The 26,747-nt window shown below is 56.2% G+C and carries 25 protein-coding genes and 1 rRNA gene; 15 read left to right on the forward strand and 11 right to left on the reverse strand.

Features of this window, described 5'->3' with window-relative positions; genetic code table 11:
• The first annotated feature begins 19 nt into the window (after positions 1–19).
• A 5S ribosomal RNA gene (rrf, locus tag B5D61_RS22150) occupies positions 20–135 on the forward strand.
• A gap of 360 nt (positions 136–495) precedes the next feature.
• Here rrf and B5D61_RS22155 read toward each other — a convergent pair.
• From B5D61_RS22155 to B5D61_RS22165, 3 genes are all read right to left on the reverse strand, one after another.
• Complete coding sequence (locus B5D61_RS22155) at positions 496–1,179, reverse strand: SGNH/GDSL hydrolase family protein (RefSeq protein ID WP_078815633.1); 684 nt, start codon at positions 1,177–1,179, stop codon at positions 496–498.
• A 106-nt stretch (positions 1,180–1,285) separates the two neighbouring features.
• Entirely contained in the window at positions 1,286–1,972 is a 687-nt protein-coding gene (locus tag B5D61_RS22160; protein WP_078815634.1) for a hypothetical protein, read from the reverse strand.
• 54 nt (positions 1,973–2,026) lie between these two features.
• Positions 2,027–2,251, reverse strand: a complete 225-nt coding sequence (locus B5D61_RS22165) for a hypothetical protein (RefSeq protein ID WP_245846586.1) — start codon at positions 2,249–2,251, stop codon at positions 2,027–2,029.
• A 97-nt stretch (positions 2,252–2,348) separates the two neighbouring features.
• Between B5D61_RS22165 and B5D61_RS22170 the strand changes: the two genes are divergently transcribed.
• From B5D61_RS22170 to B5D61_RS22215, 10 genes are all read left to right on the forward strand, one after another.
• Positions 2,349–3,791 carry an arylsulfatase gene (locus tag B5D61_RS22170; RefSeq protein ID WP_078815635.1) on the forward strand — a complete coding sequence of 481 codons (1,443 nt, stop codon included), beginning with the start codon at positions 2,349–2,351 and terminating at the stop codon, positions 3,789–3,791.
• Positions 3,792–3,829: 38 nt separating this feature from the next.
• Complete coding sequence (locus B5D61_RS22175; protein WP_078815636.1) at positions 3,830–5,440, forward strand: sulfatase family protein; 1,611 nt, start codon at positions 3,830–3,832, stop codon at positions 5,438–5,440.
• 6 nt (positions 5,441–5,446) lie between these two features.
• Entirely contained in the window at positions 5,447–7,258 is a 1,812-nt protein-coding gene (locus B5D61_RS22180) for a sulfatase-like hydrolase/transferase (protein ID WP_078815637.1), read from the forward strand.
• The gene (locus B5D61_RS22185) at positions 7,255–8,592 is read left to right on the forward strand and encodes a sulfatase family protein (RefSeq protein ID WP_078815638.1); all 1,338 of its coding nucleotides are present in this window, start codon (positions 7,255–7,257) and stop codon (positions 8,590–8,592) included. The genes B5D61_RS22180 and B5D61_RS22185 overlap by 4 nt, the downstream gene beginning before the upstream one ends.
• Positions 8,593–8,669: 77 nt before the next feature.
• Positions 8,670–9,629: an inorganic phosphate transporter gene (locus tag B5D61_RS22190; protein ID WP_078815639.1), complete on the forward strand. Its 960-nt coding sequence runs from the start codon at positions 8,670–8,672 to the stop codon at positions 9,627–9,629.
• Between the two features lie 21 nt (positions 9,630–9,650).
• Positions 9,651–10,574 (forward strand): sulfurtransferase, encoded by a 924-nt coding sequence (locus B5D61_RS22195; protein ID WP_078815640.1) that lies wholly within the window; start codon positions 9,651–9,653, stop codon positions 10,572–10,574.
• Between the two features lie 213 nt (positions 10,575–10,787).
• On the forward strand, positions 10,788–11,534 hold the full coding sequence (locus B5D61_RS22200) for an RraA family protein (RefSeq protein WP_078815641.1): 747 nt from the start codon (positions 10,788–10,790) through the stop codon (positions 11,532–11,534).
• Positions 11,535–11,707: 173 nt separating this feature from the next.
• Positions 11,708–12,616, forward strand: a complete 909-nt coding sequence (locus tag B5D61_RS22205; protein WP_078815642.1) for a hypothetical protein — start codon at positions 11,708–11,710, stop codon at positions 12,614–12,616.
• 76 nt (positions 12,617–12,692) lie between these two features.
• A complete protein-coding gene (locus B5D61_RS22210) occupies positions 12,693–13,022 on the forward strand; it encodes a cupin domain-containing protein (RefSeq protein WP_078815643.1) in 330 nt (109 codons plus the stop codon).
• 21 nt (positions 13,023–13,043) lie between these two features.
• The gene (locus tag B5D61_RS22215; protein ID WP_078815644.1) at positions 13,044–14,315 is read left to right on the forward strand and encodes a hypothetical protein; all 1,272 of its coding nucleotides are present in this window, start codon (positions 13,044–13,046) and stop codon (positions 14,313–14,315) included.
• A gap of 39 nt (positions 14,316–14,354) precedes the next feature.
• Here the strand turns inward: B5D61_RS22215 and B5D61_RS22220 are convergent, their stop codons facing one another.
• A complete protein-coding gene (locus tag B5D61_RS22220) occupies positions 14,355–15,359 on the reverse strand; it encodes a LysR family transcriptional regulator (RefSeq protein WP_078815645.1) in 1,005 nt (334 codons plus the stop codon).
• A gap of 180 nt (positions 15,360–15,539) precedes the next feature.
• Positions 15,540–16,544: a mevalonate kinase family protein gene (locus B5D61_RS22225; protein ID WP_078815723.1), complete on the reverse strand. Its 1,005-nt coding sequence runs from the start codon at positions 16,542–16,544 to the stop codon at positions 15,540–15,542.
• Between the two features lie 150 nt (positions 16,545–16,694).
• Between B5D61_RS22225 and rpmI the strand changes: the two genes are divergently transcribed.
• Both rpmI and rplT read left to right on the forward strand, forming a co-directional pair.
• Positions 16,695–16,913, forward strand: a complete 219-nt coding sequence (gene rpmI / locus B5D61_RS22230; RefSeq protein WP_078815646.1) for a 50S ribosomal protein L35 — start codon at positions 16,695–16,697, stop codon at positions 16,911–16,913.
• A 119-nt stretch (positions 16,914–17,032) separates the two neighbouring features.
• On the forward strand, positions 17,033–17,416 hold the full coding sequence (gene rplT / locus B5D61_RS22235) for a 50S ribosomal protein L20 (RefSeq protein ID WP_078815647.1): 384 nt from the start codon (positions 17,033–17,035) through the stop codon (positions 17,414–17,416).
• A 134-nt stretch (positions 17,417–17,550) separates the two neighbouring features.
• Here the strand turns inward: rplT and B5D61_RS22240 are convergent, their stop codons facing one another.
• From B5D61_RS22240 to B5D61_RS22250, 3 genes are read right to left on the reverse strand one after another with little or no spacing between them, the layout of a single operon-like run.
• On the reverse strand, positions 17,551–18,588 hold the full coding sequence (locus B5D61_RS22240) for an aldo/keto reductase (RefSeq protein ID WP_078815648.1): 1,038 nt from the start codon (positions 18,586–18,588) through the stop codon (positions 17,551–17,553).
• An 11-nt stretch (positions 18,589–18,599) separates the two neighbouring features.
• Complete coding sequence (locus B5D61_RS22245) at positions 18,600–19,649, reverse strand: LLM class flavin-dependent oxidoreductase (RefSeq protein WP_078815649.1); 1,050 nt, start codon at positions 19,647–19,649, stop codon at positions 18,600–18,602.
• Positions 19,646–20,695, reverse strand: coding sequence for an alkene reductase (locus B5D61_RS22250; RefSeq protein WP_078815650.1), 1,050 nt, complete (start codon positions 20,693–20,695; stop codon positions 19,646–19,648). Before B5D61_RS22250 ends, B5D61_RS22245 begins: the two co-directional genes overlap by 4 nt.
• A 62-nt stretch (positions 20,696–20,757) precedes the next feature.
• Here B5D61_RS22250 and B5D61_RS22255 point away from each other — a divergent pair, with 62 nt between their 5' ends.
• A complete protein-coding gene (locus tag B5D61_RS22255) occupies positions 20,758–21,105 on the forward strand; it encodes an ArsR/SmtB family transcription factor (protein WP_245846587.1) in 348 nt (115 codons plus the stop codon).
• A 22-nt stretch (positions 21,106–21,127) separates the two neighbouring features.
• Entirely contained in the window at positions 21,128–22,564 is a 1,437-nt protein-coding gene (locus tag B5D61_RS22260; protein WP_078815651.1) for a DHA2 family efflux MFS transporter permease subunit, read from the forward strand.
• A 3-nt stretch (positions 22,565–22,567) separates the two neighbouring features.
• On the opposite strand, the gene B5D61_RS22265 is transcribed toward B5D61_RS22260, so the two are convergent.
• Genes B5D61_RS22265 through B5D61_RS22275 form a run of 3 tightly spaced genes read right to left on the reverse strand, consistent with a single transcriptional unit; the run spans position 22,568 to position 26,654 of the window.
• Positions 22,568–24,703 (reverse strand): BatA domain-containing protein, encoded by a 2,136-nt coding sequence (locus B5D61_RS22265; protein WP_078815652.1) that lies wholly within the window; start codon positions 24,701–24,703, stop codon positions 22,568–22,570.
• A 4-nt stretch (positions 24,704–24,707) separates the two neighbouring features.
• The gene (locus B5D61_RS22270) at positions 24,708–25,601 is read right to left on the reverse strand and encodes a DUF58 domain-containing protein (RefSeq protein ID WP_078815653.1); all 894 of its coding nucleotides are present in this window, start codon (positions 25,599–25,601) and stop codon (positions 24,708–24,710) included.
• Positions 25,602–25,652: 51 nt separating this feature from the next.
• Positions 25,653–26,654, reverse strand: a complete 1,002-nt coding sequence (locus B5D61_RS22275; RefSeq protein WP_078815725.1) for an AAA family ATPase — start codon at positions 26,652–26,654, stop codon at positions 25,653–25,655.
• Positions 26,655–26,747 lie beyond the last annotated feature (93 nt).

A 26,747-nucleotide genomic window follows, 5' to 3' on the forward strand; every position in this document is an offset into this window, starting at 1 on the left:
AATAACCTCTGCTCGTAAGTCTGGTGGTCATGGCACAGTGGAACCACCCGTTCCCATTCCGAACACGGAAGTGAAACGCTGTTGCGCCGATGATAGTTGGACGATAGGTCCTGCGAAAGTAGGTCGCCGCCAGTTTATAAACCCCCTCCCTTCTCACGAAGCCGAGGGGGTTTTTTGTTTTGTTTTTAGCCTAGGCCCCGTGGCTCCGAGCTGCACTGAAAGCTGGGCCGAATGATTCAGAAGGGCTCCTCCCCACGATCCCATTTGGACGAGGCTATGGATCGCAAATAGTTAGAGAAGTCAGGAATCTTGCGAAGCTGCCTCTCTCAATGCTTAAGCAGAGTTCAACGATCCATACTTACAGGCTAACAAACGATGATCAATAGTAGGGGCCTACAGCTTTACTGGCTCACTCTCCACTGCAATTGTTGAGCAAAACGCCATCTCTTACAGGGAGATGGCGTTGGAGAAGTTCACGCCGAAAAAACGTACCCTTCACCGAGCTGCGTGAATCGCTTTTACCACTTGCTCTCCGAGAGCCTGCGAGCCTTCGGCGGTGTAGTGGACGTTGGCAGGCTGGATCTGGATTGTTTTGAGTTGTGGCAGTGCAAAGGTGTAGAGATCGTTCACCTGCACGCCGAGTTCTTTCATGATGCGTAGGGCTGCTTCGTTGTAGCGGATGACATCGGCATTGCTACGGAAGACTTTCATCGGCTCCTCAGGGCAGGGAGTAGTGGTGGCGAAAATGAGCTTGGCGCCGGTGGCTTTCAGTTTCCCCACGATCTCGCGCAGGTTCCTTTCATAGACTTCCACGGTGTTATTGACCGGATCGCTGGCTTGATCGGAGACCTTGCCATCGGCTTTCATGTGCTTCACGTCATGGAGGCCCCAGTTGAAGTGAATGACGTTCCATTTGCCGCCGTCGATTTGCAGCCAACGGTCGATGTTAAGGACGCCTGACTTGGTGTCGCTACAGTTTTCAGCCTTACCGTTCGCAGCCATGGGGCGCAAGACCGTCATCGCATCTGCCAAAAGCTTTTGGACGACGGGAGTGTAACCAATCGAAATCGAATCGCCTAGAATCAGTACGCGCGGTTTGGGGGCATCTGCGGCATGATTGAGGAGACTGAATCCAAGGCTGCTGGCGGCGAGGGTAAAGAGAAAAGGAAGACGCTTCATAGCTAGGAGCAGTGGAACGTCGTTCCGGCTCCAACCTTACGGTAAAGGGGAAGAATCAGAGTCGAGCGATGCGGCTCACTCTCATGAGCCCTCCCATGCAATCCCATCAGGATTTAGGCGTCGGCGCTGCAGTGCTGATCCACAGGCCCTCGGTCGTGACTTTCACCTGACGAATGGCTTTCAGAATGGTGCCGATAGGTTCGACTTTCCGATAGGGAGCGATCCAGGGCCAGATTTCCATGCCAGTGATGAAGCCATCGGGCACGTCTTTGCCGGGGACTTTTACATCCACGACCTTAGCGTCGAGGCCTTCTTCATGCACATGCATATACCAGGTGAGTTGGCCGATGAGGTAGCGCTTTTTATCTTCCCAGAACTTCAGGTTGTTCAGAGGCAGGCAGACATCGCCAACCACGCCGTCTTTCTCTGGGAGCGTGGCGGTCACCCGCAGCAGGCCAGCATAGCTGCCGTAGCCCGTGTCTGGCGCGGTGGCGATGATGGCATTGAGGTCGGCGAGGGTGAGGGATAGCTCCGCAGGTTGATGGGCACGGGCTTTCTCGGCAAAGGCCTGGAGCTTCTGATCCAGGGTGGCTTTGGCTTCCGGGGTGATTTCCACCAGTGGGAGTTGGATCGGCTCAGGAACAGTGATTTTAGCGATCTCCTTGTCTTGAGTGACCAGGGAGTAAAGGCTCCAGCCGATGATGCCAAAGAAGATGCAGGCTGCCATGACCATGATGGCGCAGCCGTAGAAGGGGTTGAAGGGGGCGGTGGGGACTTTTTGAACAGAAGCCATGAGTAGGTCGGGGAGCGGACTGTGGCTCAGCCTGGGGCGGGAGCCAAGCGGGAATCACAGACCTTTACCTGAGCCTAGGCGCACTTGCTCAGGGGTCAGGAGCTCTGCACCTTTGATCAGGCGGCAAAATTCCTTTTTGCTGAGCTGGGTCTCTTTGCCATCGCGGCCTTTGAGATCGCTCATGGTTTTATAGACGATGTAGAGCCGATCCCAGTGGGTGATTTTGAAATAGAGTTCCCCCTGTTTCCAGATCTGGTCCTGCTGCAGTTTGATTTTCATCACTCTCTGTAAGCACGGCTGTCGGAGGCTGCCAGTATGATTGCAATGAAATGATGGGGGTGTTGCTGCGTTGTCATGGTCTTACCTTTTTCCGACCATGCTTAGACACGCTTTTTCGAGAATTTTGTTGGCCGTATCCGCGCTTGTTTGCGCTGCTGCCGAGTTACCTGCAGCCGATCGTCCCAACATCATCTGGATCATGGCTGATGACTTGGGGTATGGAGACCTGGGTTGCTTTGGGCAAAAGGTCATTCAGACACCGAATCTGGATCGCATGGCGATGGAAGGGATGAAGTTTTCCCACTTCTATGCAGGCGCCACTGTGTGCGCCCCCTCTCGCAGTGTGTTGATGACCGGGCTTCATCATGGCCACACACGCGTGCGGGGAAATGCAGGCAAGACCAATCCCGCCGCACAAGCTCTGAAGGAGGGGGATGTTACCGTGGCCAAGGTCCTGAAGGATGCAGGTTACAAGACCGCGCTCATCGGTAAATGGGGCCTAGGTGATGTTGGCGAGGCTGAAACCGGGCTGCCCCGCAAGCAAGGGTTCGATTACTTCTATGGCTACCTGAACCAGACGCATGCTCACAATCACTTCCCGGATTATCTGTGGAGAAATGAGACAAAGGAACCTCTCTCAAACATTGTGAGCCCTTTGGGTGAAAATGGCGGCGGCTATGCCACGGATCCCGTGCACTTCTCTGATGACCTCTTTGCCGATGAAGCCTTGAAGTTTGTCGAGGAAAACAAAGCTTCCCCCTTCTTCATCTACTGGAGTCTGGTGGTGCCGCATGCGAACAATGAGCGCACTCGTGAGTTGAAGGACGGGGCTGAGGTGCCGGACTATGGACCCTATGCCGACAAGGACTGGCCGAATCCCGATAAGGGACAGGCGGCGATGATCACTCGCTTGGATAGTTATGTCGGCCGGATGCTGAAGCTGCTGAAAGCGCAGGGATTGGCGGAAAAGACTCTGGTGATCTTCACCAGCGACAATGGTCCGCACAATGAGAGCAATCACGATCTGACTCGTTTTGCCCCCTCAGGGCCTTATACCGGAATCAAACGCAGCCTGACCGATGGCGGTATTCGTGTTCCGCTGATTGCTTGGTGGCCTGGGAAGATCAAAGCGGGACTGGAAACTCGCCATGTCGCTTCGTTCGCAGATTGGATGGCGACTGCGGCCGAGTTGGCCGACGCCAAAGTGCCTGAGAAGACGGATTCCATCAGCTTTGTGCCCACGCTCATGAGCAATGGGGCCAAGCAGGAGCAGCATGAGTTCCTCTACTGGGAATTTCATGAAGGTGGTTTCAAACAGGCCGCTTTGTATCAGGGACGTTGGAAGGGGATTCGTGCGGAAGGCTCCGACGCACTTGTCGCGCTTTATGATCAGCAGAACGATGTCGAAGAGAAAACCAATGTGGCGGCTGAGAATCCAGACATCGCGGCGAAGATCGGCGAGTATCTGAAGACGGCGCGAACAGATTCAGCGGATTGGGAGCCGCGCTGGAAGGCGGAAGGGAAGAAGAAAAAGAAATAGCACGACCTGAGTGCCCACAGGCTTTCCACATTCGACTTATGAAACATTGCGTCCGATTCATTCTGGCTGGCTGTTTGGGGTTGTGTTTTTTTCAACACCTCCAGGCCGCCCCATCCAAGGCTCCAGATGTCAGTCGGCCTAACATCATTTTCATTCTGGCCGATGATTTAGGCTACGGAGACATCGGCGCTTACAAGAAACAGCCTTCGAAGATTCCGACCCCAAATGTGGATCGCCTCGCGAGGGAGGGGATTCGTTTTACGGATGCGCATTCGCCAGCTTCCGTGTGTTCGCCAACTCGCTACGCCTTGCTGACAGGGCGCTATGCGTGGAGGTCGAGCCTGCAATCGGGGGTCGTGCTGCCATGGGGCGAGCCCCTGCTGAAGCCGGGTCAGTTGACAGTGGCCGAGATGCTCAAAGAGAACGGTTATACCACGGGCTTGATTGGCAAATGGCATCTTGGCATGTCTTGGCCGACTAAGGATGGCAAGCCTGCGGCGGCGGGTGAGGATCGCTTGAGCAATGTGGATTTCACGCAGCCTTTCAAAGGCGGGCCGTTGGATCATGGTTTCGATCATTACTTCGGTGTGGATGTGCCGAACTATCCGCCCTACTGCTTTTTGAAGGATGATCGCACCGTCGGCATCCCGACGTTGCCAGATACGGGGCGGGTGGATGGCTTTAACCGCCCCGGTCCTATGATTCCCGGCTGGAAGTTGGTGGATATCTTGCCAGAGCTGAATCGCCAAGCGGTGTCGTTCGTTGAGCAGTCGGCTCAAAGCGGCAAGCCCTTCTTCCTCTATTATGCCCTGACTTCACCGCATTATCCCGTGGTGCCAGCCAAGGAGTTTCAGGGCAAGACGACTGTGGGAGATTATGGTGACTTTGTGTTTCAGACCGACTGGTGCGTGGGGCAGATCCTTGAAGCGCTCGAGCGTCAGGGCGTTGCGGAGAACACGCTGGTGGTCTTCACCAGTGACAACGGTCCTGAGATAACAGGGGAAGTGAAGCCCGGCGTCTATGACCGAGTTTTGCAATACAAACACCACAGCCTGGATGGGCTGCGTGGAGCCAAGCGGGATCTCTGGGAAGCTGGGCATCGTGTGCCTTTCGTCGCGCGTTGGCCTCGCAAGATCGAGGCTGGGCGGGTGAGTGAGGAGACGATCTGTCATGTGGATTTCATGAGCACTGTGGCTGCGATTCTGGGGACTGAATATGCCAGTGACACGGCCGTGGATAGCCACAACCTGCTGTCTATTTTGTGGAATGAGCCGTTAGGCCGGCCCGTGCGTGAAGCTACCGTGCATCACAGTGGCTCGGGGCGCTTTGCCATTCGCAAAGGCGAGTGGGTGCTCATCGCCCACATCACCGGGGATGACAATCGCCAGCGTGGCGAGCCTGAATGGCTGAAAAAGCAGCGCGGTTATCTGCCCCACAATCAACCCGGGGAGCTGTATCATCTGAAGGAGGACTTGATCGAAAAAAACAACCTCTATGCAGAGAAGCCGGAGATCGTCGCCGAGCTGCGCGCTCTGCTGGAGAAGTATGTGAAGGAGGGCCGCTCAACCCCGGGTCCAGCCCAAACCAATGATGTGCCTGTGATCATCGACAAACCTATTCAAAAGCCTGCTGCCGGTAAAAAACAATAATCATCCATGAAATATCTCGTTCTCGTTTTTTTAGGCTTGGTCGGGCTGAGTCATGCGGCTGACCGGCCGAACATCCTGTGGGTCACCAGTGAGGATAATAGCCCGTATCTGGGATGTTATGGAGACAAGCTCGCGGTCACGCCTCACTTGGATAAGCTGGCTTCAGAGGGGCTCCGCTATCGGCACGCTTACTCGAACGCGCCAGTGTGCTCCACCGCACGCACCACGCTGATCACGGGTATGTATCCCACCAGTCTCGGTGTGCAGAATCACCGCAGCAGTGTAGCCATTCCGGCGGACTTCAAGCTCTACCCGCAATATCTGAGAGAGGCGGGTTACTACTGCACCAATAACAGCAAGACGGATTACAACGTGGCAGGAGCAGGGAACAAGATTTGGGACGATAGCAGCAAGAAAGCTCACTATAAAAATCGCAAGCCGGGGCAACCCTTCTTCGCCATTTTTAACTTCACTTCCAGTCATGAAAGCCAAGTGGCTCCTAAGCCCGGGAAGACCGAGTTCCGCATCGATCCCAAAGAGATGCAACTCCCACCGTATCACCCTGATACGATGACGATCCGTAAGGATTGGGCGAACTACTATGACCAGATCACGGTCATGGATCAGCAAGTCGGAGATGTTCTGGATGAACTGGAGCAAGCCGGGTTGGCCGAGGACACCATTGTCTTTTATTATGGGGACCATGGAGGCGCTTTGCCTCGTGGGAAACGTAACATCCATGACTCCGGCACACGGGTGCCGTTCATCGTTCGCATCCCCAAAAAATGGCAGCACCTCGCCCCAGCTCAGCCTGGAGAGTGGGTCAATGATCTTGTGAGCTTTGTGGATTTCCCTGCTACGGTCTTCAGCCTGTGTCAGGTTCCGATTCCCTCCCAGTTTCGTGGTATGCCTTTCCTGGGGGAAAAGAAGACCGTTCGCGATCATGTCTTCCTTTATCGCGGACGCATGGATGAACGTTATGATACCGTCAGAGCCGTGTGTGATGGTGAGTTCCGATACGTGCGCAATTTCTCGCCGCATCGTCCCTGTGGGCAGCACTACACCTATCCCTTCGATGTGCAGCCAAGTATGGGGTCATGGTATGAAGAATTCGCCGCAGGCCGTTGCAATGACGTCCAGTCGGCCTACTGGCTGCCCAAGGCTTCTGAAGAGCTGTATGAACCGGAAAGTGACCCTTTTGAGATTCATAATCTCGCTAGCGATGCCGAACAAAAAGCACGACTGGAAAAGATGCGTGAAGTGTTGCACCAGGACATGCTCTCTACGCGGGATACTGCCTTCATTCCTGAGGGGATGTATGAAAAGTTGGCGGGAGAGAAGACGTTGTATGAATTCGCACAGAGTGCCGCCTATCCCTTAGAGCGCCTAATGGACATCGCTGAGGCTGCGAGCTCACGGAATCCATCCCACGTGCCTTCCTACATGGGGGCGCTGACGGACAAAGACCCGCTCATCCGCTACTGGGCGACCACCGGTTGCCTGATCCTGAAAGACAAGGCGGCCGAGGCGAAGGAGGCGTTGAAGCCCTTGCTCCAAGATGAATCTCTGGATGTGCGTGTGGTGGCTGCTGAGGCCCTGAGTTATCTCGGCGAAAAAGACGCGGCTCTGACCACCGTCACGGAGGTGATTCGCACTGGCAATACTTATGAGTCTCTGGCTGCGCTGAACACCCTGGAGTATCTCTGGCGCGCGGGTCACATCACCCTGAAGCAGGCTCAGGAGGCTGTGCAAGGGCTGACGCTGAAGGAGCCGAATAACCGCATCCCTAAATACCTGCTGTCTCTTTCTGAAAAATGAAGACGTTCTTGCTCCTGCTTAACCTATCCCTGATTGGCGGTCTTGCTGCGGCGGATCGGCCTAACGTGGTGTTGATCATGGCCGATGATTTCGGTTATGAGTGTGTGCAGGCCAATGGTGGGGAATCTTACCCAACTCCGAATCTGGATAAGCTAGCGGCAGGAGGTTTGCGCTTCGAGCACTGTCATGTGCAGCCCCTCTGCACTCCTACCCGGGTGCAGCTCATGACTGGGCGCTACAACATTCGCAATTACCTCAGCTTCGGCAAGCTGCCCAAACAAGAGACCACCTTTGGTCAACTCATGAAGCAGGCCGGATATGCCACGGGTATCTGTGGCAAGTGGCAGCTCGGGGCGGAGCCGGATCTGCCTCAGCACTTTGGTTTCGATGAAGCCTATCTCTGGCAGCATACCCGTCGGCCACCGCGCTATGCCAATCCCGGGCTGGAGCACAATGCTAAGCCCTTGGACTTCCAGCATGGCGAGTATGGACCTGAATTGGTGAATGACTTCGCGCTCGATTTCATCACGCGGCATCAGACGGAATCCTTCTTTTTGTATTACCCGATGATCCTCACTCACGATCCTTTTCAACCCACCCCGGATAGTCCCGATTGGGACCCCACCACGCAGGGTGAAAAGGCCAAGCAGGCGAACAAACACTTTGCCGATATGACGGTCTTTATGGACAAGATGATCGGTCGGCTGGTGGCGAAGTTGGAGAGTCTGGAACTGAGTGACAACACACTCATTCTCTTCCTCGGTGACAACGGCACCTCCACGAAGATCACCAGCCGCTATCAAGGCGCAGACTACCACGGCGGAAAGGGCGATACCTCACGCCGAGGCACCCATGTGCCCATGATTGCCTCTTGGCCGCGAGTCATTAAGCCAGGCGTGAATGACCATCGGTTGGTTAGCAGTACGGATTTCCTGCCCACCCTCTGCGATGCTGCCGGTGTGTCTGTGCCTCCCCAGATGGATGGCATCAGCTTCATGCCGGAATTGAAGGGTGAGAAAGGGCAGGGGAGAGACTGGCTCTACACGTGGTATTCACCCCGGCAGAAGCAAGACCTAAAGGTCAAGGAATGTGCCTTTACTCAGCAGCACAAGCTCTACCGCGATGGATCGTTTTACGATCTGGTGAAAGACCCCGACGAAAAGCACCCATTGACGGTAGCCGACCTCACGGGAGAAGCCGCCCAAGCCGCCGCTAAACTTGGGGCCGTGCTTGAGCAATTCAAGGACGCTCGGCCTCATGAACTGGATGAAGCCTTCATCCAATCGGGGGGGGGCAAAGAGCCGAAGGCTCAGCGTAAGAAGAACAAAAAGTAATCACGATTTGCTACTGATTCAAAGTCGGTGGATTGCTATTTGCTTGACTGCGCAAATAATCTTTTGTTGGTAGTAGCGTGCTGCTGTCTCTACTCGTTATCGCTGCTTTCGTGGTCGCCTACTCCAATGGGGCCAACGCCAATTTTAAAGGCGTCGCTTCCTTGTTTGGCAGCGGCACGACGAGCTACCGCACGGCGGTGCAGTGGGCGGCTGTGACGACCGCAGCCGGGGCCTTGGCGGCGGCCTTTTTGACCGGTCAGATGTTGCAGGCCTTTTCTGGGAAGGGACTGGTGACAGATGCGCTGGTGACGGACCCTGTTTTCCTGCTGGCCGTGGCCAGTGGTGCGGCCTTGACCAGCAGTTTGGCCACTTGGTGGGGCTTCCCGGTATCGACAACGCATGCTTTGATCGGTGCACTGGTTGGGGCGGGTTGGATCGCCAGTCCTGAGGGAGTGAATCTCAGCCATCTGTGGAAGACTTTTGCGATGCCTCTGCTGCTGGGACCCGTGGCTGCCATCGTCTTGGGCACCTTGCTTTATAGCGTGCTGCGGCCGCTCAAGCTGGCTCCCGATCATCGCACTCGCACGCTGGACGCACTGCATTTCCTCAGCGGTGGTGCGGTCTGTTTTGCACGTGGGATGAATGACACGCCGAAGATGGCAGCTCTGTTGGCCAGCATGGCCTTTTGGGCAGATCTGAAAGGACTCCTGCTGGTGGCTGTCGCCATGACTCTGGGGGGCTTGATCAGTGCTCGACAGGTGGCGGAGACGCTGGCCCATAAGATCACGGGCATGAATCCAGGGCAGGGCTTCGTGGCCAATCTCACGACATCGCTCCTCGTTGTCACGGGTTCCATTTACGCACTGCCTTTATCCACGACGCATGTCACGGTGGGCTCATTGTTAGGCATTGGTATTGTTACTCGTCAGGCCCACTGGCGCACGATCATTCCTGTCTTGCTGGCGTGGATTACCACCTTGCCCTGTGCTGCTCTACTGGCGGCACTCGTCTATCTCGGTGGCCGAGCTGTGTTTTAGCCTTCTCCACCTTTTTTTATCATGAAACCCATCCTCACCCTCCTGGCCACCCTGGCCTTGCTGACAGCTTCGCTTCGGGCCGAGATCGGCCTCATCAGCCCGGCTGACGCCAAGGCCCTCATCGAGAATCCCGACGCGGCCAAGCGCCCCATTGTGCTCGATACTCGTGGCGGTTACAAAGACTACTTCCGTGGTCACCTCCCCACCGCCCACCACATCAACTTCGACACGCTCCGTGGCACCGATCATGCCGTGCCTGTGCAATACCTGCCGGAAGACATCACGCGTGCGCTTCTGCTGCGTGCAGGTGCCGACAAGAACCGCACCCACATCATCTACGCCACCGGTGAGAAGCTGCCGAATGACGAGATCCTCAGCGCCAGCATGGTAGCGCATGTGCTGGAGAAAGCGGGGATTGAAGACATCCGCATTCTCGATGGCGGATTACCCGGTTGGCAAGCTGCGGGCTTTGCACCCACTCAGGAATACTTTGGCAATCCCACGGGTAGTCTTCCCGAGAAAGGGCATCCCGAGATCGCAGCCACCATTGACGATGTCCTCGCGGAGAAAGATCAGCCCGGTGTCATCCTCGTAGATGCTCGCCCTCAGAATGAATACCTGGGCCAAGATGAAATCTGGCTGCGCAAAGGTCACATTCCCGGCGCTGTCAGCTTCCACTGGGCTCGTCTGATGGCATCGGATAATACCCACAAGTTTAAACCTTTCGCAGAAGTGAAAGCGGAGCTGGAGAAAGCCGGGATAACCCCCGATAAAAAAGTCATCTGCTACTGCGGCACTTCGCGTGAAGGCAGCCTCGTCCGTTTTTATCTGGCTCACGTCGCCGGTTACCCCAACGTCCGCCTCTATGAAGGGGCCTGGAAAGAATACGTCTGGGTAAAGAACAAGTCTCTACCTGCCGAAACCACCGCTCCGACAGTGAAGTAGATACTGATGTCTGGGAATCGTTTCTGAGTCGCTTTCTTCTTGCGACTACGTCGGGTTGTATGGGTAGCCAGACATTTTTTAATTTGTCGATCTGTTTATACGAATCGATGCGCTCGGCTCATGGTGTAGCCTTGGGCAATCGGTCACAAAATCTGACCAGTGACGTCCACGCTCAGGTGTGCGTTTAATGGGCTCTCTTCTGACAACCCTCCTATGCCGATCTCACATTCTGAAATTCTTCAACTGAAGCGCTGGAATACTCCGACCATCTACAATGGCTGGGAACAAATCACCAAGGCCGATGTAGCTGCGGATGGGGTTAACCTGGAGGAGACGCGGGATTTCATGCCGCAGATGGGGCCGATGGTGGGCTATGCGGTAACGGTGGTGATCCAGCCTTCCAGTAAGGCTCCTCGCGAAGCAAATCCAAATGCCTGGGCTGAGTATCGCCGCTATGTGGCCAGCCTGCCGGGACCGAAGATCGTGGTGGTGCAGGATCTGGATAAGCCCGCCGTCATCGGCTCCTTTTGGGGGGAGGTGAACAGCAATGCACATCGCGCTCTGGGGTGTGTGGGAACCATCGTGGATGGGGCCATCCGGGATGTGGATGAGATGACCAACGCGGGTTTCAAAGCTCTGGCGCGGCGCTTCTGCGTTGGCCATGCGCATGTGCATCCAGTGCGCTGGGGCTGTGAGGTGGAGGTGTTTGGTCGCAAGATCCAGCCTGGGCAGCTGATTCACGCGGATAAGCATGGCTTTCTAGCCATCCCGTTAGGCGAAGAGGAAGGTTTGCTAGATGCCTCGCGCTTTATGGATGCCAATGAGTGCGAGACAGTGATCCCGGCGGCTCGCGGCAGTGTGGGTTTGCCCATGGATCAAGTGATCGAAAACCTGAGTGCCGCAGGCAAGCAATTCGGCGAAAATGTGCAGAAGAAATTCCGCAGGCAGGGGGAGTGGTGATCGGTCTTCAGCAGGTCGTTGGTTGGCTTAGGCGGCATATGAGACCAAAGAGTCCGGCTGAAGCTGGGGCTCCGAACTTGGGCAGTTGAGCTTTCGTTCGTATCCCCAGTATCTGGACTGATGGCTGAATCGCTAAGGATTTGCACGGCGGAGACGTTGTTGGGAAGTCTCTTATGCCACCTTACGCACCCGATTCTGAAACAAGTCATGCGGATGGTCGCAAACAGAAGCGTGGTTGTGTGATGACGTTTTTGGTTTGGCTGGCCTTGATGGGGGCCTTCTTCGGGATCGGGAAGCTGCCGCCTGTCGAGCGGGAGAAGTGGGAGTGGGTATCGATCATTCTCAGCATCGGCCTCATCTTTGGGGTGCCTGCGATAGGGATCATCCAGGCTTTGGCTCTCAAATCGTATTTGGATTGGAGCAGCGCGGGCAGGGGAGGCAAATTTTTTTATCGAGTGCTGATCTTTCTCGGCTGCTGGTGCTTTGGTCTGATTGCCCTGGGGGTAGCCTTAATCTCGATCATATCGATTTTTGAGACAGAAAAAACAATCCTGTGGTGGCAGGTGGTGGGAGTGCTCGTTTTAACCTTCCTCATCGGGTGGGTGGGAGTGTTCCTGCTGTGGTATCCTTTCAGTCGTAATCGAGAGAAGACGGAAATTCAGGAGAGTGAGGATTGGGCGCTCTATCAGCAGCGGCTGATTCACCCCGAATTTGCAGCCTTAGAGCAGCAGACGAGTCTGCTTTTACCCGCTGCCTATCGGGCGTTGTTCGAGCCGGAGTCGCCTTGGCTAACGAAGTGTTGGACCCTGTATCCTCGTGGGTTGGCGGATGACGAGGAGATTTACGAATGGCTGCAGCTCATGCCAGCACATCCATCGTCGTTGCGGAGCTATCTGGGCAAGCCGGAGCCTTTTTTATGCTTCGGTGAAGGAGAAGAGGAATGCGAGTTTTGGCTCCAGCTTGGCCCCGAGGATCCTTCCGTGTGGCTGCATTTCCCCGAAGCCACCCTTTCGACTCATCAAACCACGCAAATCAGCGAGCGGTTCTCTGAGTTTCTGGCTTGGCCACGGGAGGAGAGCTAGCTATTGAGAATATCACTCCTCTGACGAAAAGTGAAAGGAGTGGAAAATGAAGGGTGGGCGCGTCGTTCCATGGCTTATGTTTCCCTACCTTGCTCTTGCAGACGAAAAGCCCTGGCAGCCTGGACCTTATGAAGGTGTGGAATTGAAGATCCTGCATCAGCATGAAGAAACCCGTGGAGTGGTGGTGCTGAGGAAATTTCATGCGGGTGTGACCGTGCCGGCCCATACACATCCTGCGGCCAATGAATGGGCCTGGATTGTCTCGGGAGAGTGGCAGGAAGGGGAGACGGTGTATCAAGCAGGCACCTTGTTTCATGCTCCGAAAAACACTCAACATGGACCGCATGTGGCGCTGACCGAGGTAGTGAGCCTGACCGTGTTTGATGGACCTCTGACCGTAGTGTGATTGAATGAGGTCATGATAAAGATGCGTTATTTCATCGGGCTGATGGGAGTGGCTTGGCTTGGCGTGAGTTTCTCTCATGCAGAGGAGGCTCCCCCGCCTCTGGGGGAGATCTCTGCCCGGTCTTTCGTGGATCAGGCCGCTCTAATAAGCCGATACACGACGGAGCAGTATGCCCATCAGTCCTCCCTGAAGATCGTGAAAGGCATCGGCTATGCGGTTTACCAATGCAATGAAACGACGCCGGAGGAGAACAAACCGGGGCAGATTGCCCGGATGGCGGTGTTTAACATCCTGAATCCCGCGGCGACGGCGACCTGGGTGGATGTGGCGGCTGCTGGGGAATCCTCCAACGGGCTCTCTCTAGGCGGAACGTATGTTTCTGCGCCGATGCTGCATGTGCTCACTGACCAGACTCTGAGGATCTTTTTCACGGGTCGTTTCGGGGGAGATCCTGTGTCTGGCTACCGGATCTTTTACAAGGACCACGATGTCTCCAGCGGGAGGCTGTCAGGGCTGATGGCGGTGCGTTGTTCCATTGCCAAAGATGCTGCTCAAGTGATGGATCTGGCAGTTCCTGCCATTCAGGCCCATTTGGACTTTTTGTTCGGCCGAGGTTTCGGAGAACAGTTTGCTAAGGGTATCAACACGGCCTGTGATTTTTTGACGTTTGATGGGCAACTTTACAGCACCATCCAGATCAAAAACTCGGAGCAAGGCGTCACTAAACTTATGACCAATGTCCTGATGCGCAGCAGCGATCAAGGGAGCACATGGGAACTGTTAGGGGCTCCTGATCCGCGGCAGCTAAAGACGGAGGTAAAGATCCTGGCGGAGCCTGCCATGACCGAAGACAACGACTTCATCTACCTGCATCTGCGCAGCAATGTACAGGAAAGCGGTTACGTTTTGAGCAAAGTCGGGAAGACTGATCTGTATGCTTTTGATGAGCCCGTGAAGAAGTGGACTTACGGTATCGGCAGGCCGACGATTGCTGATTTTGGTAAACCTATCGGCATGGTGGCCATGTTTACAGCCCCGAGTGTGTCCATGGGCGGTGCCTCGATCACCCGAAACACCTGCGACGTGGTCATGATTGATCGCAGTTACAGTCGTTATCGGCGGGCTTTTTCGGTGACTGACTACAATGCGGTGAATACACCTTTCATGCATCTCTACCATGATGAGGTGTATGTCACTTACTCGACGGGGAGACGACGCTTGTTACCCAAGTATGGCACCTCGGAGATCGTTTTTAGCAAGCTCAAGCGGGAGTTTTTCGTGCCGCTGAAATGAACGGAGGGATGTCCAGCTATGAGTTGGCCTATTCACCCTTTAAGCACTCAGCCGTTGGTGATCGATCAGTGAGTTGGACTGGACCTTGAGCGGCGCTTGTGGTTGCCCCCAGACTTCCTGGCAGATGCTGACCAGAGAGCGGATGAGGGTTTCATCGGCGCGGTCACGTCGGTAGGCGATGTGCAGGGGCATGGCATGGCGGAAGTGAGGCCAAAGCTCGACGCGATCGCGCAGAGGGGACTCCTCCACATGGCGGATGGAGAGCACCGAGAGAGCGACACAACGCGCCACGAGGCTGAGCGAGGCCTGATCCTCACTGACCTCGAAACGCTTATCGAGCTGGAGTTGGTGTTGTCGCTCCAGGCGCTCGATCAGGCGGTAGTAAGAGCATAGCGTGGAGACGAAGACCCAAGGGCGAGACTGGAGGCGACCCCAGTCAGCCTCCTGAAACTCGGACGACCATTGTTTGGGAATGACAATGCCGATGGGGACGTGGGAGAGCAGAGTGCCCTCAATCTCTTCATACTCATTTTCTCCTTCGTAGAAACCGGCATCGAGGTCGCCACGAGCAATGGCGGCGAGGACGGCTCCACTGCTGCCTTGATCGATCTGGAACTTCAGGCGCGGGTAGCGGTCCACCATGTGGGCTACGACTTGATCCGCACGTAGGAAGTCGAGCGCATTGTTGATGCCGAGGCGGAAGAGTCCACCTTCGGGGGCCTTGATGGCGCTGGCCTTGCGGGTCATGCCATCGGCGCTTTTGAGGATCGCACGGGCATGATCCAGCATGACCTGGCCATCCTCGGTAAGCTGCATTCCGCGTGCCGTCCGGTCGAAAAGCCGGAGGCCGAGCTGCTCTTCCAGGGCTTTGATGTGGCTACTGACGGTGGGCTGGCTGGAAAAGAGACGCTCTGAGGCACGCGTCAGGTGACCTTCCTCAGCCACGGCAACGAAAGAGCGGAGTTGATAGAGTTCCATCATCGCCAGCCTAGCGTTTTTTTGATCGTGATGAAAGCGAAGACGGAAGCTGGATGACTCGTCCATTCAAATAGATCCCAGATAGACCACCGGGCCGAGAGGACGGGCTGGTGCTGAGCCAGACGAGAATACGGGGCAGGAAAGCGGTGTGTGGTTTCATGCCGCTAGCAAAGGCGAGTGCCGTGCCGGGCTCCAATCGAGAGAACGGATGCTTGCATCAGGAATTCTGATGGCCCCCAGAGTGGACTAAGATTCGGGCAAAATCTGGGGTTTGATCACCGCCACGCTCAGGGGTTCCAGGCAGGCTTTCAGCTTCTGAAACATGGCTTCATCTGCATAGGTGCCGACGATGGCACCGCCACTGCCGGTGAATTTGGCGCTGGCACCGCAGTCGCGGGCTGCTTCGACCATGTCAATGTTCCCCTGACTGAGCTTATACAGGCGGCGGCGCAGGTCGAAGTTCTCATTGAGCAGAGGACCGATCTCATGCCCGCGTTTCTCCAGCAGCATGTCGCGCACGCGCTGGGCGAGGTTGGCCCACTGATACATCGCGCTGACGATTTCCCGATCCCCTCGGTTCCAGCGACCGCGGATGTCATTGTGAAAGACTTCGGTGCCCTCACTCAGTTTGGTGGTGTAAGCCACAAAGACAGGGGGCAAAAGAGAGGGATCTAGCTCCTCATAGATGCCATAGCCACGTTTCTCAATGGAGGCTCGGTTGAAATCCATGAACACGACTCCCTCATAAGCCTGGATCACGCGATCCTGGAGACCAGCCGGGATACCGAGTTCATCATTCTCAACACTGAGCACTAAGCTGGGGAGCAGGTAGGTGGGAATCTCCACCTGGTAAAACTGCATCAGAGCCCGCCAACAGGCCGTGATGATGGCGCTACTGCCCGCCATGCCCACTTGGGGCGGGATGTTGCTGGTGTAGCGCAGGGTGAAGTTTCGCCCATGCAGGGGCAGGTTTTCCTTCCGGCAGTATTCAAAGAAGCGTTTCACGCTCGCCTTAAGAAGGCGGATGCCACCGTAGTAACCGTGCTGTCGCACGTCCCGGGCCAGTTCCTCGATGCTGCCGAAGACCGAGTGATCCCGCTGATTGGGCTCGATTTTCAGCTCCGGTGTCTCATACAGCGTGATCTCCGCGCAATAATTGCGGATGATGAAGGAGATCGTCTTGCCAAAGTAGCCGTCGGAGGGATTGCCAACCAAACCGGCACGGGCATAGGCTTTCGTGGTGAGGAGCATGAGGTCGGGAAAAGGGCCGGAAACGTAGAAGGTGGCGTGGGAACAAGCAACCTGAATGCCGAACTTTGGGCCATCTGAGCTGAATTTTGCCACGTTTCCTGTTAAAAAAACCTTGCCGTTTAGCCATTTCACTGCACCTTCGCGGCCCCTATGTCCAAAAACGCTGGTCTAGCCAAAACGAGAAAAGCCGTCTCCAAACGGTTCAAAATTACTGCATCCGGTAAGGTGCTTCGCCGTAAACAGGGCAAGCGCCACATCTTGCAGAATAAGAGCCGCAAGCGGAAACGCAATCTCGGTAAAGTCGCCCTTGTGGCAGAAGTGGACGCAGCCGCAGTGAAGGCAAACATGCCTTTCTCACATCGCGGTTAAGCCCCACGATCCCCCTGCCGGGGATCACGATGTTCCGGTCTGGCTTCCTCGCCCGAAGCCTACGATCAGGTGAGGCCGGTCATCGAATTTAAACAACAGCCTGTTCGGAGAAATAGACAATGCCAAGAGCCACCAACGCCCCCGCTAGCCGCAAACGCCGGAAGCGCACACTCGCGAAAGCCAAAGGCTTCCGCGGATTCCGTTCCACCCACTTCCGTTACGCCAAGGACGCCGTCCGCAAGGCGATGACGTATTCCTACCGTGACCGCAAGGTGCGTAAGCGCGCCTTTCGTAACCTCTGGGTGCAGCGTATCAACGTCGCCGCCCGTCCGCTGGGCATCACTTACAGCCGCCTGATCGAAGGCCTGAAGTATGCTGGCATCACGATCGACCGCAAAGTGCTGTCCGACCTTGCCATCAAGGACGAAGCCGCCTTCGCCGCCATCGCGAACCAAGCCAAAGCTGCCTTCGAGAAGAAGACCGCTGAGTTGGCCAAGAACTAAGACGGAGCGGTTCTAAAGACCCTCTTTTAAATGAAGCAGCCGAGGTGTGAACCTCGGCTGTTTTGTATTTGGGTGGCATTCTGAGGCCATCCTCCTCACTCCGGTGGTGAAATGAGGAGGATGTCGAAGAACCATTAAGCCGCTGTTGGGAACGGATTGCGCTCGCCGAAACCGGATTGGTGCCAATACGGGTAGGTCTTGGGCACACTGCTGGCGGCATCGAGTTTAGCCACCTGCTCCTGGGTGAGGTTCCAGCCGACAGAGCCGAGGTTTTGGCGGAGTTGTTCTTCGGTGCGGGCACCGATGATGACAGAGGAGACCGTCGGGCGCTGGAGCAGCCAGTTAAGGGCAACCTGCGGCACCGTTTTTCCGGTTTCAGCGGCCACTTCATCGAGAGCGTCCACGACCTTGTAGAGATACTCGTCGGAAACTTGAGGACCGTTTTCGGTGCTGAGCTTGTGGTTCAGGCGGCTGGTTTCGGGACGGGGCTGGTTGCGGCGGAGCTTGCCCGTGAGGCGTCCCCAACCGAGGGGGCTCCAGACGACGGCACCGACTTTCTGATCCAGGCCCAAGGGCATGAGGTCCCATTCATAATCGCGGCCGATGAGGGAGTAGTAGGCCTGATGCGCGACATAGCGGGACAGGCCAAACTTATCGGCGTAAGCTTGAGCCTTCATGAGGTGCCAGCCGGAGAAGTTCGAGGCCCCAATGTAGCGGATTTTCCCTGCGCGGACGAGGTCGTCTAGGGTGTTCATCACTTCTTCCACGGGGGTCATGGCATCGAAGCCGTGAAGCTGATAAAGATCGATGTAATCCGTGCCCAGGCGCTTGAGACTACCTTCCACAGAGCGGATGAGGTGCCAGCGGGAGGAACCCACATTGTTAGGCCCGTCACCAAAACGGAAGGTGCCTTTGGTGGAGATGAGCACCTGATCCCGGCGGCCTTTGATGGCTTGACCGAGAATTTCCTCGGCAAGGCCGGCGGAGTAGATGTCGGCACTGTCAAACATGTTGAGGCCGTGTTCCAGGCAGATGTCGATGAGATGGGAGGCTTCTGCGACATCAGAGGAACCCCATTCTTTGAAGAATTCCGTGCCTCCACCGAAGGTGCCGGTGCCAAAAGTGAGGGCTGGGACTTTAAAGCCTGAACCGCCGAGTTGTCTGTATTCCATAAGAGGTGAGTTTATTGGTTGAACGAATCGTTAGGTGTGAAAGAGGGAGTGGTGCCTTGCAGGCTTTTGAAAACCTCAGCGGCGATTTCAAACGAACGCAGCCGGGCCTGCTGATCATAGATGTGCGCGGTGACGATCAGTTCATCCGCCTCCGTGTCGTCCAGCAGAGATTGGATCTGGGCACGCAGAGAATCTGGCCCCCCGACCGCAGAGCAGCGGGTCATGCGGCTGACTTGAGATTCTTCCACGGGGTTCCACAGGCGGTCGATGTCATCCACGGGTGGCTGGAGTTCGCGTGGCCAGCCCCGGATGATATTGAGGAACACCTGCTGAAGGGAGCTGAAGAGCCGGGTGGCTTCTTCATCGGTATCCGCAGCGAAGACATTCACGCCGACCATGACATGCGGTTGGGCCAAAGCGGCCGAGGGCCGAAAGTGGCTGCGATAAATGTCCAATGCCTGATACAGCATCTCGGGGGCGAAGTGAGAAGCGAACGCAAACGGGAGTCCCATTTCAGCGGCGAGGTGTGCGCTGAATGTACTACTGCCTAACAAATAAAGTGGCACATTTAACCCCTGGCCGGGAACGGCGCGCACCTTTTGCCCAGGTTCGGTCGGGCCGAGATAACTTTGCAACTCGCGCACGTCATCTGGGAAGGTGTCGCCACTGCTGCCGAGTCCTCGGCGCAGCGCTCGTGCAGTGAGTTGATCTCCACCTGGAGCGCGGCCTAGACCGAGATCGATGCGGCCAGGGTAGAGAGATTCCAGGGTGCCGAATTGCTCGGCAATGACCAGCGGAGCGTGGTTGGGTAACATGATACCTCCAGAGCCGACACGAATGCTGGAAGTGCCTCCCGCGATGTGACCGATGACGACCGATGTGGCCGCACTGGCTACACCGGGGATGTTATGGTGCTCCGCCAGCCAGAAGCGATGATAGCCCCACTGCTCCACTTGCTGGGCAAGCTTCAGTGAGTGGCGGAAGGAGTCAGCCGCTGTCTCTCCCTTGAGGATCGGGGAAAGATCCAGCACCGAGTAGAGAAAGCCTGCGGCGGTTTTCATAACGTTGGGTAATCGGTGTATCCCTTGGCACCGTCCGCATAAAACGTGGTGGGATCAGCTGGATTGAGCGCGGCATGCTGGCGGAATCGCTCCGGCAGATCGGGATTGGCGATGAAGGGCACACCGAAGGCGATGGCATCGGCATGGCCCTCAGCCAGGGCCTGATTGCCGCTGGCGAGTGTAAATTTTTCGTTGGCCACGTAGATGCCGCCGAAGGCTTTTTTCAGTTCCGGGCCGATGCTATCGGGCCCTACGTATTCGCGAGCACAGATGAAGGCAATCTTCCGGCGGCCTAGTTCGTGAGCAACATAACCAAAGGTTTCCAGAGGATTCGCATCCCCCATGTCGTGGGCATCGCCCCGAGGAGCCAGGTGCATGCCTACGCGGTCGGATCCCCACACCGAGATGGCTGCATCGGCGACTTCCAGCATGAGGCGAGCCCGGTTTTCGATGGAGCCGCCGTAGTCATCCGTGCGTTGATTGGTCTTCGATTGGAGGAACTGATCGAGCAGATAGCCGTTGGCACCGTGAATTTCCACACCGTCAAATCCGGATTCGAGAGCGTTTTGTGCGCCTCGGCGATAAGCTTCGACAATACCGGGAAGCTCATTCAACTCCAGAGCACGTGGTGTGACGAAAGCTTTCTCTGGCCGCACGAGGCTGACGTGGCCTGCGGGTGTGATGGCACTGGGGGCTACGGGCAATTCTCCATTCAAGAACATGGGGTCTGAAATGCGGCCCACATGCCAGAGCTGGAGAAAAATGTGCCCGCCCGCTTCGTGAACCGTCTGTGTCACTTGTTTCCAACCAGCCACTTGTTCCGCCGACCAGATGCCGGGGGTATTGGCGTATCCGACGCCCATGGGAGTCACGGATGTGGCTTCGGTGAGGATGAGCCCAGCGCTGGAACGCTGACGATAGTATTCGGCCATCAGAGAGTTCGGGATGCGCTCAGCTCCAGCACGGGAGCGGGTGAGGGGAGCCATGAATACGCGATTGGGCAACTGAAGGGCACCGACTTGGATAGGATCGAGAAGAGAAGGCATAGCAATAGTTCCTTTGTTCATAAATACTGAACTAAAGAAAGATTGAACTGCAAGCGAAATTTGTGTATCATGTTTTCATCAGACCGCTTCACCATCCACCCGTTGAAAGCATCACCGTCGCTGGCATCCTGCATGCCCTCTCCGATCCGGTGCGGCTAGGCATTGTCGCTGAACTCCGTAAAGAGGAACAGGGGCTCAACTGCGTCGAGACGGCTAGCCGCCTCAGTTGCAGCATGCCGAAGTCCACCTGCTCCCAGCACTACCGCATCCTGCGCGAGGCGGGTGTCATTCATAGTGAACGGCGTGGGGTGGAGCTGACGAGTCGCGTGCGGAAGAAGGATCTGGATAGTCGTTATCCAGGACTGCTGGATGCGATTTTGAAGGCGTGGAGAAAGGAGCTGGAGGGGTGATTCATACGTATCTTAGCCAGACATGATCTTTGCTGGCCAAGTCCAACCTCCAGAACGTTCTCTTTCCATCCTGCCCTGGCTCGTGGCGGTGGCTCTCTTCATGGAGCAGCTGGACGCGACCATTTTAAATACGGCGGTGCCGACGATGTCTGCCAGTTTAGGGGTGGAACCTCTGAGCCTCAAATCGGTGCTGACCAGCTACACGCTGAGTCTGGCCGTATTCATTCCCATCAGTGGCTGGATGGCAGACCGGTTTGGCACCAAACGAGTGTTTTCTCTGGCTATTGTGCTGTTCACGCTCGGCTCATTGCTGTGTGCTGTGGCTGTGAATCCCCCCATGCTCGTGGTTTCCCGTGTCATTCAGGGGATGGGTGGAGCGATGATGATGCCCGTAGGGCGTATCGCCTTGGTCCGTTCTTTTCCTCGATCCGAGATGCTACGCATCACCACGTATGTGATCATCCCGGCACTCATCGGGCCTCTGATCGGGCCTTCGTTAGGCGGGGCCATCATTCACTGGTTTTCCTGGCGAGTGATCTTTCTGCTGAATGTGCCTTTCGCCCTCGTGGGGTTATGGCTGGCGCGAGCTCACATGCCGGACTTCCGTGACCCTGAAGCGGCTCCACTGGATAAATCGGGTTTCTTCCTCTTTGGCAGTGGCATCGCACTGCTTTCCTATGTGCTGGAGGTGTTTGGCGAGCACACGCTTTCCCCTCTGACTTTAACGGTGATGACGCTGATCTCACTGGGGCTGCTGTATGCGTATTGGCGAGATTCGTTAAAGACTCAAACACCGCTGTTGGCCATGCACCTGTTTGGCATCCGCACGTTTCGGGTTTCGGTTTTGGGCGGTTTCATCACACGCCTGGGAGTAGGCGGTATGCCGTTTCTGCTGCCGCTGCTTTATCAGATCGGTTTGGGTTTTCCGCCTTGGCAGGCAGGTTTGCTCACCATCCCACTGGCGCTGGCAGCCATCGGGATGAAGGTGATCAGTCGGCCCTTATTGGCTAAATTTGGGCATCGTCAGGTGCTGATCGTGAACACCGTTTTGTTAGGCGTGACGATCACGCTTTTCACCCAGGTGCAGCCCGGTACATCCATCTGGATGATCGTGCCCTTGAGTTTTACCCAAGGGTTCTTTTCCTCTCTGCAATTCACCAGCATGAATACCCTGGTTTTTGCCGACGTGGAGGATCGAGAGGCCAGCAAAGCCAGCAGCATTGCCAGCACGGGCCAGCAGATGTCAGCCAGCTTCGGGGTGGCGTTTGCTTCCATGCTTGCCGCCTGGTTTCTAGGCAATGTGAACCAAACCGACGCCTCGCAGGTGGTGCCCGCTCTGCATCATGCCTTCATCACCATGGGAAGCCTAACCATCCTGTCGTCAGCGACGTTTTGGGGACTCAAAAGCAGCGATGGTGATAATGTGAGCAAGCACCATGCTCCCGCGACAGCCACCTAAACCTCACCCACGTGCGATTCTCTGCTGGAGCAGAACTTCGAAAAACAGCAGGGCAAGGAGGGCAAGGAGGAAAGGTTTCCAGAGTTCGCTGCCGTGACGACGAGTGCGGTCCAGCTTTTGCCAAGCATCAAAAGATTCGACGAAGGCGGCCTGATGACGATCAGCAATGTGCTGCACTTGTTCGGCTGATAGAGGGGCGAGATCGGATTCTGCGGGATCTAGATTGTAGGCTAGCAGACGAGTCGTATTGCCTTGGGTAAGCTTGTAAATACCCGGGCTTGTGATGGCTGGTGTTTCCAGCAGGGCTTTGTCTCCGTCGCTTTTAGCCTTGAGTGTAAGGGGCGGGCTACTAGGTCCTTGGAAGGTGTATTCGACCCCGAGGCGTTCCTTGGGTAAGACCATACGGAATGCGGTGCCGACAGAGTGCCAAGCCGTGGTGGCATCTTGGGTGGCCAAGTAAGTGATCATCCTCTGCATGAGAGGAACGAAAAAGGGTTGGAGGGGAAGGTTGGACCATTCAGCATCAGCCGTGGTTGCGGCTAGGATCACTCGCCCACGTTCATAGGCTTTTTCGACAAACAGCGGGGAGTTACGGTCCAGCATCAAGAGAGGTTTGCTCTCCTTTTGCCCCGAGGTGTCCAGATTGAGCCACGACTGAAAAGCTGCGTCTTGGAGATGTCCGCCCCGAGAGTCGTTAAAATAGATCATGGCAGGATGCGTCAATCGCTGTTGGAGGACCCGTGCAGGTTGTGCGTTGCTAGCACTCAGAAGTCCTTTGATCGAAGCCGGTAGCAGACCTTCACCCTGGCGATAGAGCTCGCGGTTATACCAATCCACATCGCAATGAGGGCCACCGAAGATCACCAGACCTCCGCCGTTCTGAACGAACTTGATGAGTTCATTCAAACGGTTGCCCTGAAGGCGATCCACATCTGCGAGGATGACGATTTCCTTGCCGCGATAATCGTCGTCGCGGAGTCGTCGAGCTTCGACCTTGGTTGTGCGGATCAGGTCTTTTAATGAAGCACTGGCGGATTGATGCGGGGCGAGAGCGAGTTCCAAGAAATCGGCAGCACCACCTAAGGCCTCGAGACTCGGATCACCCTCCACCAAGAGCACGTTCAATTGATTGCGAACCTGAATGATGGTGTGAAAGGTATTGTCATCGGGGAAGCTATCGCCTTCGAGGCGGACCGTCAGAGAGTGGTCTCCGACGGTGTCAAAGGCATGCGTGAAGGCAATGACGGCCTCACCTTCGGGCGGGAGTGAGACTCGGGAAGTGCGGAGGCGCACTCCATCGGCTTCCAGATGGACGGCGACATCTTGCCAAGGCCGCGTGCCATGATTTTGAATGCGTGCACGCAGGCCTACGGGCTGCTCTTCAGCGACAACCAAGGCTGAGACATCGGCACTGGCAATGCTGAGGTTTTCCGTGAGATCGCTGGTGAGGCGGTAGAAGGTGACTTGAGGTTTGGGCTCTTGTTTGAGGATGGATTCCAGCGCTGGCAGAGAAGCCCCATCCGCAATGCTCTTCCAATCGCTGGCCTGGAAGTCTGAGAGAATGGCCAACTCTCGTGCGCCATTGGCTGTTTTGGCCATGGATGCAGCGGCAATTTGCAGCGCCTCGTTGACGCGGACCGGGCCAGCTTGGTTGGGGACTTCGATCAGTTGTTTCGGGATGAGATCAAGCGTGCGGGAGGCCTGAGGGAGTAAGGTGTGGGAATTGCCACCACTCAAGATGACCTGGGCATCAGAGCCTTTGGGCTGACTCTCTAAAATGCGGGTAGTATCGGCACGCGCTCTTTCTGCGGGAGAGCCATTGGGGGCGGGGGCACGCATGGAGAAGGAATCGTCCAGCATCATCACCAGTGAGGTCTTGGCCAAACCAAAAGTGCGGAGAGCCGTTAGCACGGGGCGGGCTAAACACAGAGCCAGCACGATCGGGATAGCGATTCTAACCGCGAGCAGAAGCCATTGCTCGATGTTCATCCGACGCTTCTTCTGCTTGATCACTTCTTGCAGGAGGTGCATGGCCCCCCAGCGGACGGTCTGCACTCGGCGCTTGTTCAGCAGATGGATCAGCAGGGGAACGAGAAAGGTCGCGCCACCGGCAAGGAGAATGGCATTGAGAAAGGTCATGGATTTATCTCATTCTCAATGCCAGATAACTTCTCAAAGCTGCCGTGTGGGATTCATCGGTAGGCAGGCTGAGGTAGTCCACTTGATGCTTGCGGAAGCCTTCCGTGAGCTGTTCTTGGAAGGTCTTCAGCACTTCCATGTAACGTAGCCGGACCGCAGCAGGGTCTAGGAGAAGGCTTTCATCGTTATTCTCCAGATTTTCAAAGCGTGACCACTGACCAAAAGGGAAGTCGAGTTCATCACGATCCCACAACTGAATGGCGATGACCTCATGACCTTTCTTGCGAAGCACGCCCACGGCTTTCATGATGGCTGCGGCATCATCAAAGAAATCGCTGATGAGGATAACCAAACCGCGCCGTTTCAGCCGCTGGGCTAAGGATTCGAGCACAGGAGCTAACGCGGTATCCTGCCCAGGCTCGGTTTTAACCAGCGTCTCCAGCACATGATGCAGGTGGGTGATGCGGGTGCGATTCGGGATGAACTCGCGGATCTTTCTGTCGAAAGTGATGAGGCCCACGGCGTCTTGCTGAGACATCAAAAGGTAGGCCATGGCTGCGGCCAGTTTGCGAGCGTAGTCGAACTTCAGAACGCCTTTCTGCCCGCGGTAATTCATCGAGCCACTGGCATCGAGAACAAGCGTGGCTCTCAAGTTGGTTTCTTCATCGAACTCGCGGATGTAAAAGCGATCCGCACGGCCAAAAATCTTCCAGTCGAGTCGGCGGATATCATCTCCCTGGACATAAGGACGATGCTGGCGGAATTCGACACTGAAGCCCTTGTGTGGGGAGGCGTGATGGCCCGTGGTAAAGCCCTCCACAACGGTGCGTGCGAAGAGCTGCAGGCTCTGCAGACTGGTGATGTCTTCGGCTTCGAGGATGGAGGACAGGGTGGCCATCGAAATGGGCGGTTAGGCACTTTTCAGGGGCAGCCTTGGCTGCCGTGGGGGTCACAGAACCTTGGCTTCAGGTTTCTTTACCTTGGCAATCAGTTCTTTGACAATCATGTCGACAGTCACGCCTTCAGCTTCCGCATGGAAGGTGGGCACGATGCGGTGGCGTAGGGCAGGGAGGGCCAGGGCTTCGATGTCATCCGTGGTGACATGGGTGCGACCTTGAAGAAGGGCGCGGACCTTTCCGGCGAGCACGAGCATCTGGCTGGCACGCGGACCCGCTCCCCAACCGAGCATTTCTTTCACGTACGGCAGGGCATTCGGTTCGGTAGGGCGCGTGGCACGGACGAGATCCAGCACGAAGTCGGTCACATGATCTGGCACCGGCACCTTGCGGCAGAGCGCTTGGGCGGCTTGCAATTCTTCCGCCGTGATGACGGGTTGAATGTCCTCCTGCACGCCTCCCGTGGTGCGGGCGATGACTTCACGTTCTTCGTCCCGAGTGGGGTAATCCACTTTGATGAGGAAAAGAAAGCGGTCCTTTTGTGCCTCGGGTAGGGGGTAGGTGCCTTCCTGCTCAATGGGGTTTTGGGTGGCCAGTACAAAGAAAGGCTTCGGCAGGATGTAGGTCTCCTGGCCCACTGTCACACTCTTCTCCTGCATGGCCTCCAGGAGTGCGGCCTGTGTTTTAGGCGGGGTGCGGTTGATTTCATCCGCCAGGATGATCTGGGAGAAAATGGGACCCTTTTGGAAGACTAGTTTCCGGCGCCCAGTCTCCGCATCTTCCTGGATGATTTCGGTGCCGGTAATGTCTGCTGGCATCAAATCGGGCGTGAATTGGATTCGGCGGAAGCCCAGGTGCATGGCGTCAGCCAGTGACTTGACCAGGAGTGTTTTAGCCAGGCCTGGCACCCCTTCCAACAAGCTGTGGCCTCCGGCCACGATGGCAATGAAGACCTGCTCAATGACGGCATCCTGCCCGACGATGCGTTTGCTGAGAGCGGATTTGAGATTGCTGAATGCTGAAACGAGGGCTGCTGCAGCGGCGGTATCGGACATGGGGGTGAAAATGGGGCGGGAGTGACCTGGAGACACGCTGGAGACACGCCGTTTCTTTCGAAGGGGCGGAAGAATCCAAAGCAGGACAAGATG

The sequence above is a fragment of the Prosthecobacter debontii genome (assembly GCF_900167535.1).
Lineage (GTDB): Bacteria > Verrucomicrobiota > Verrucomicrobiia > Verrucomicrobiales > Verrucomicrobiaceae > Prosthecobacter > Prosthecobacter debontii.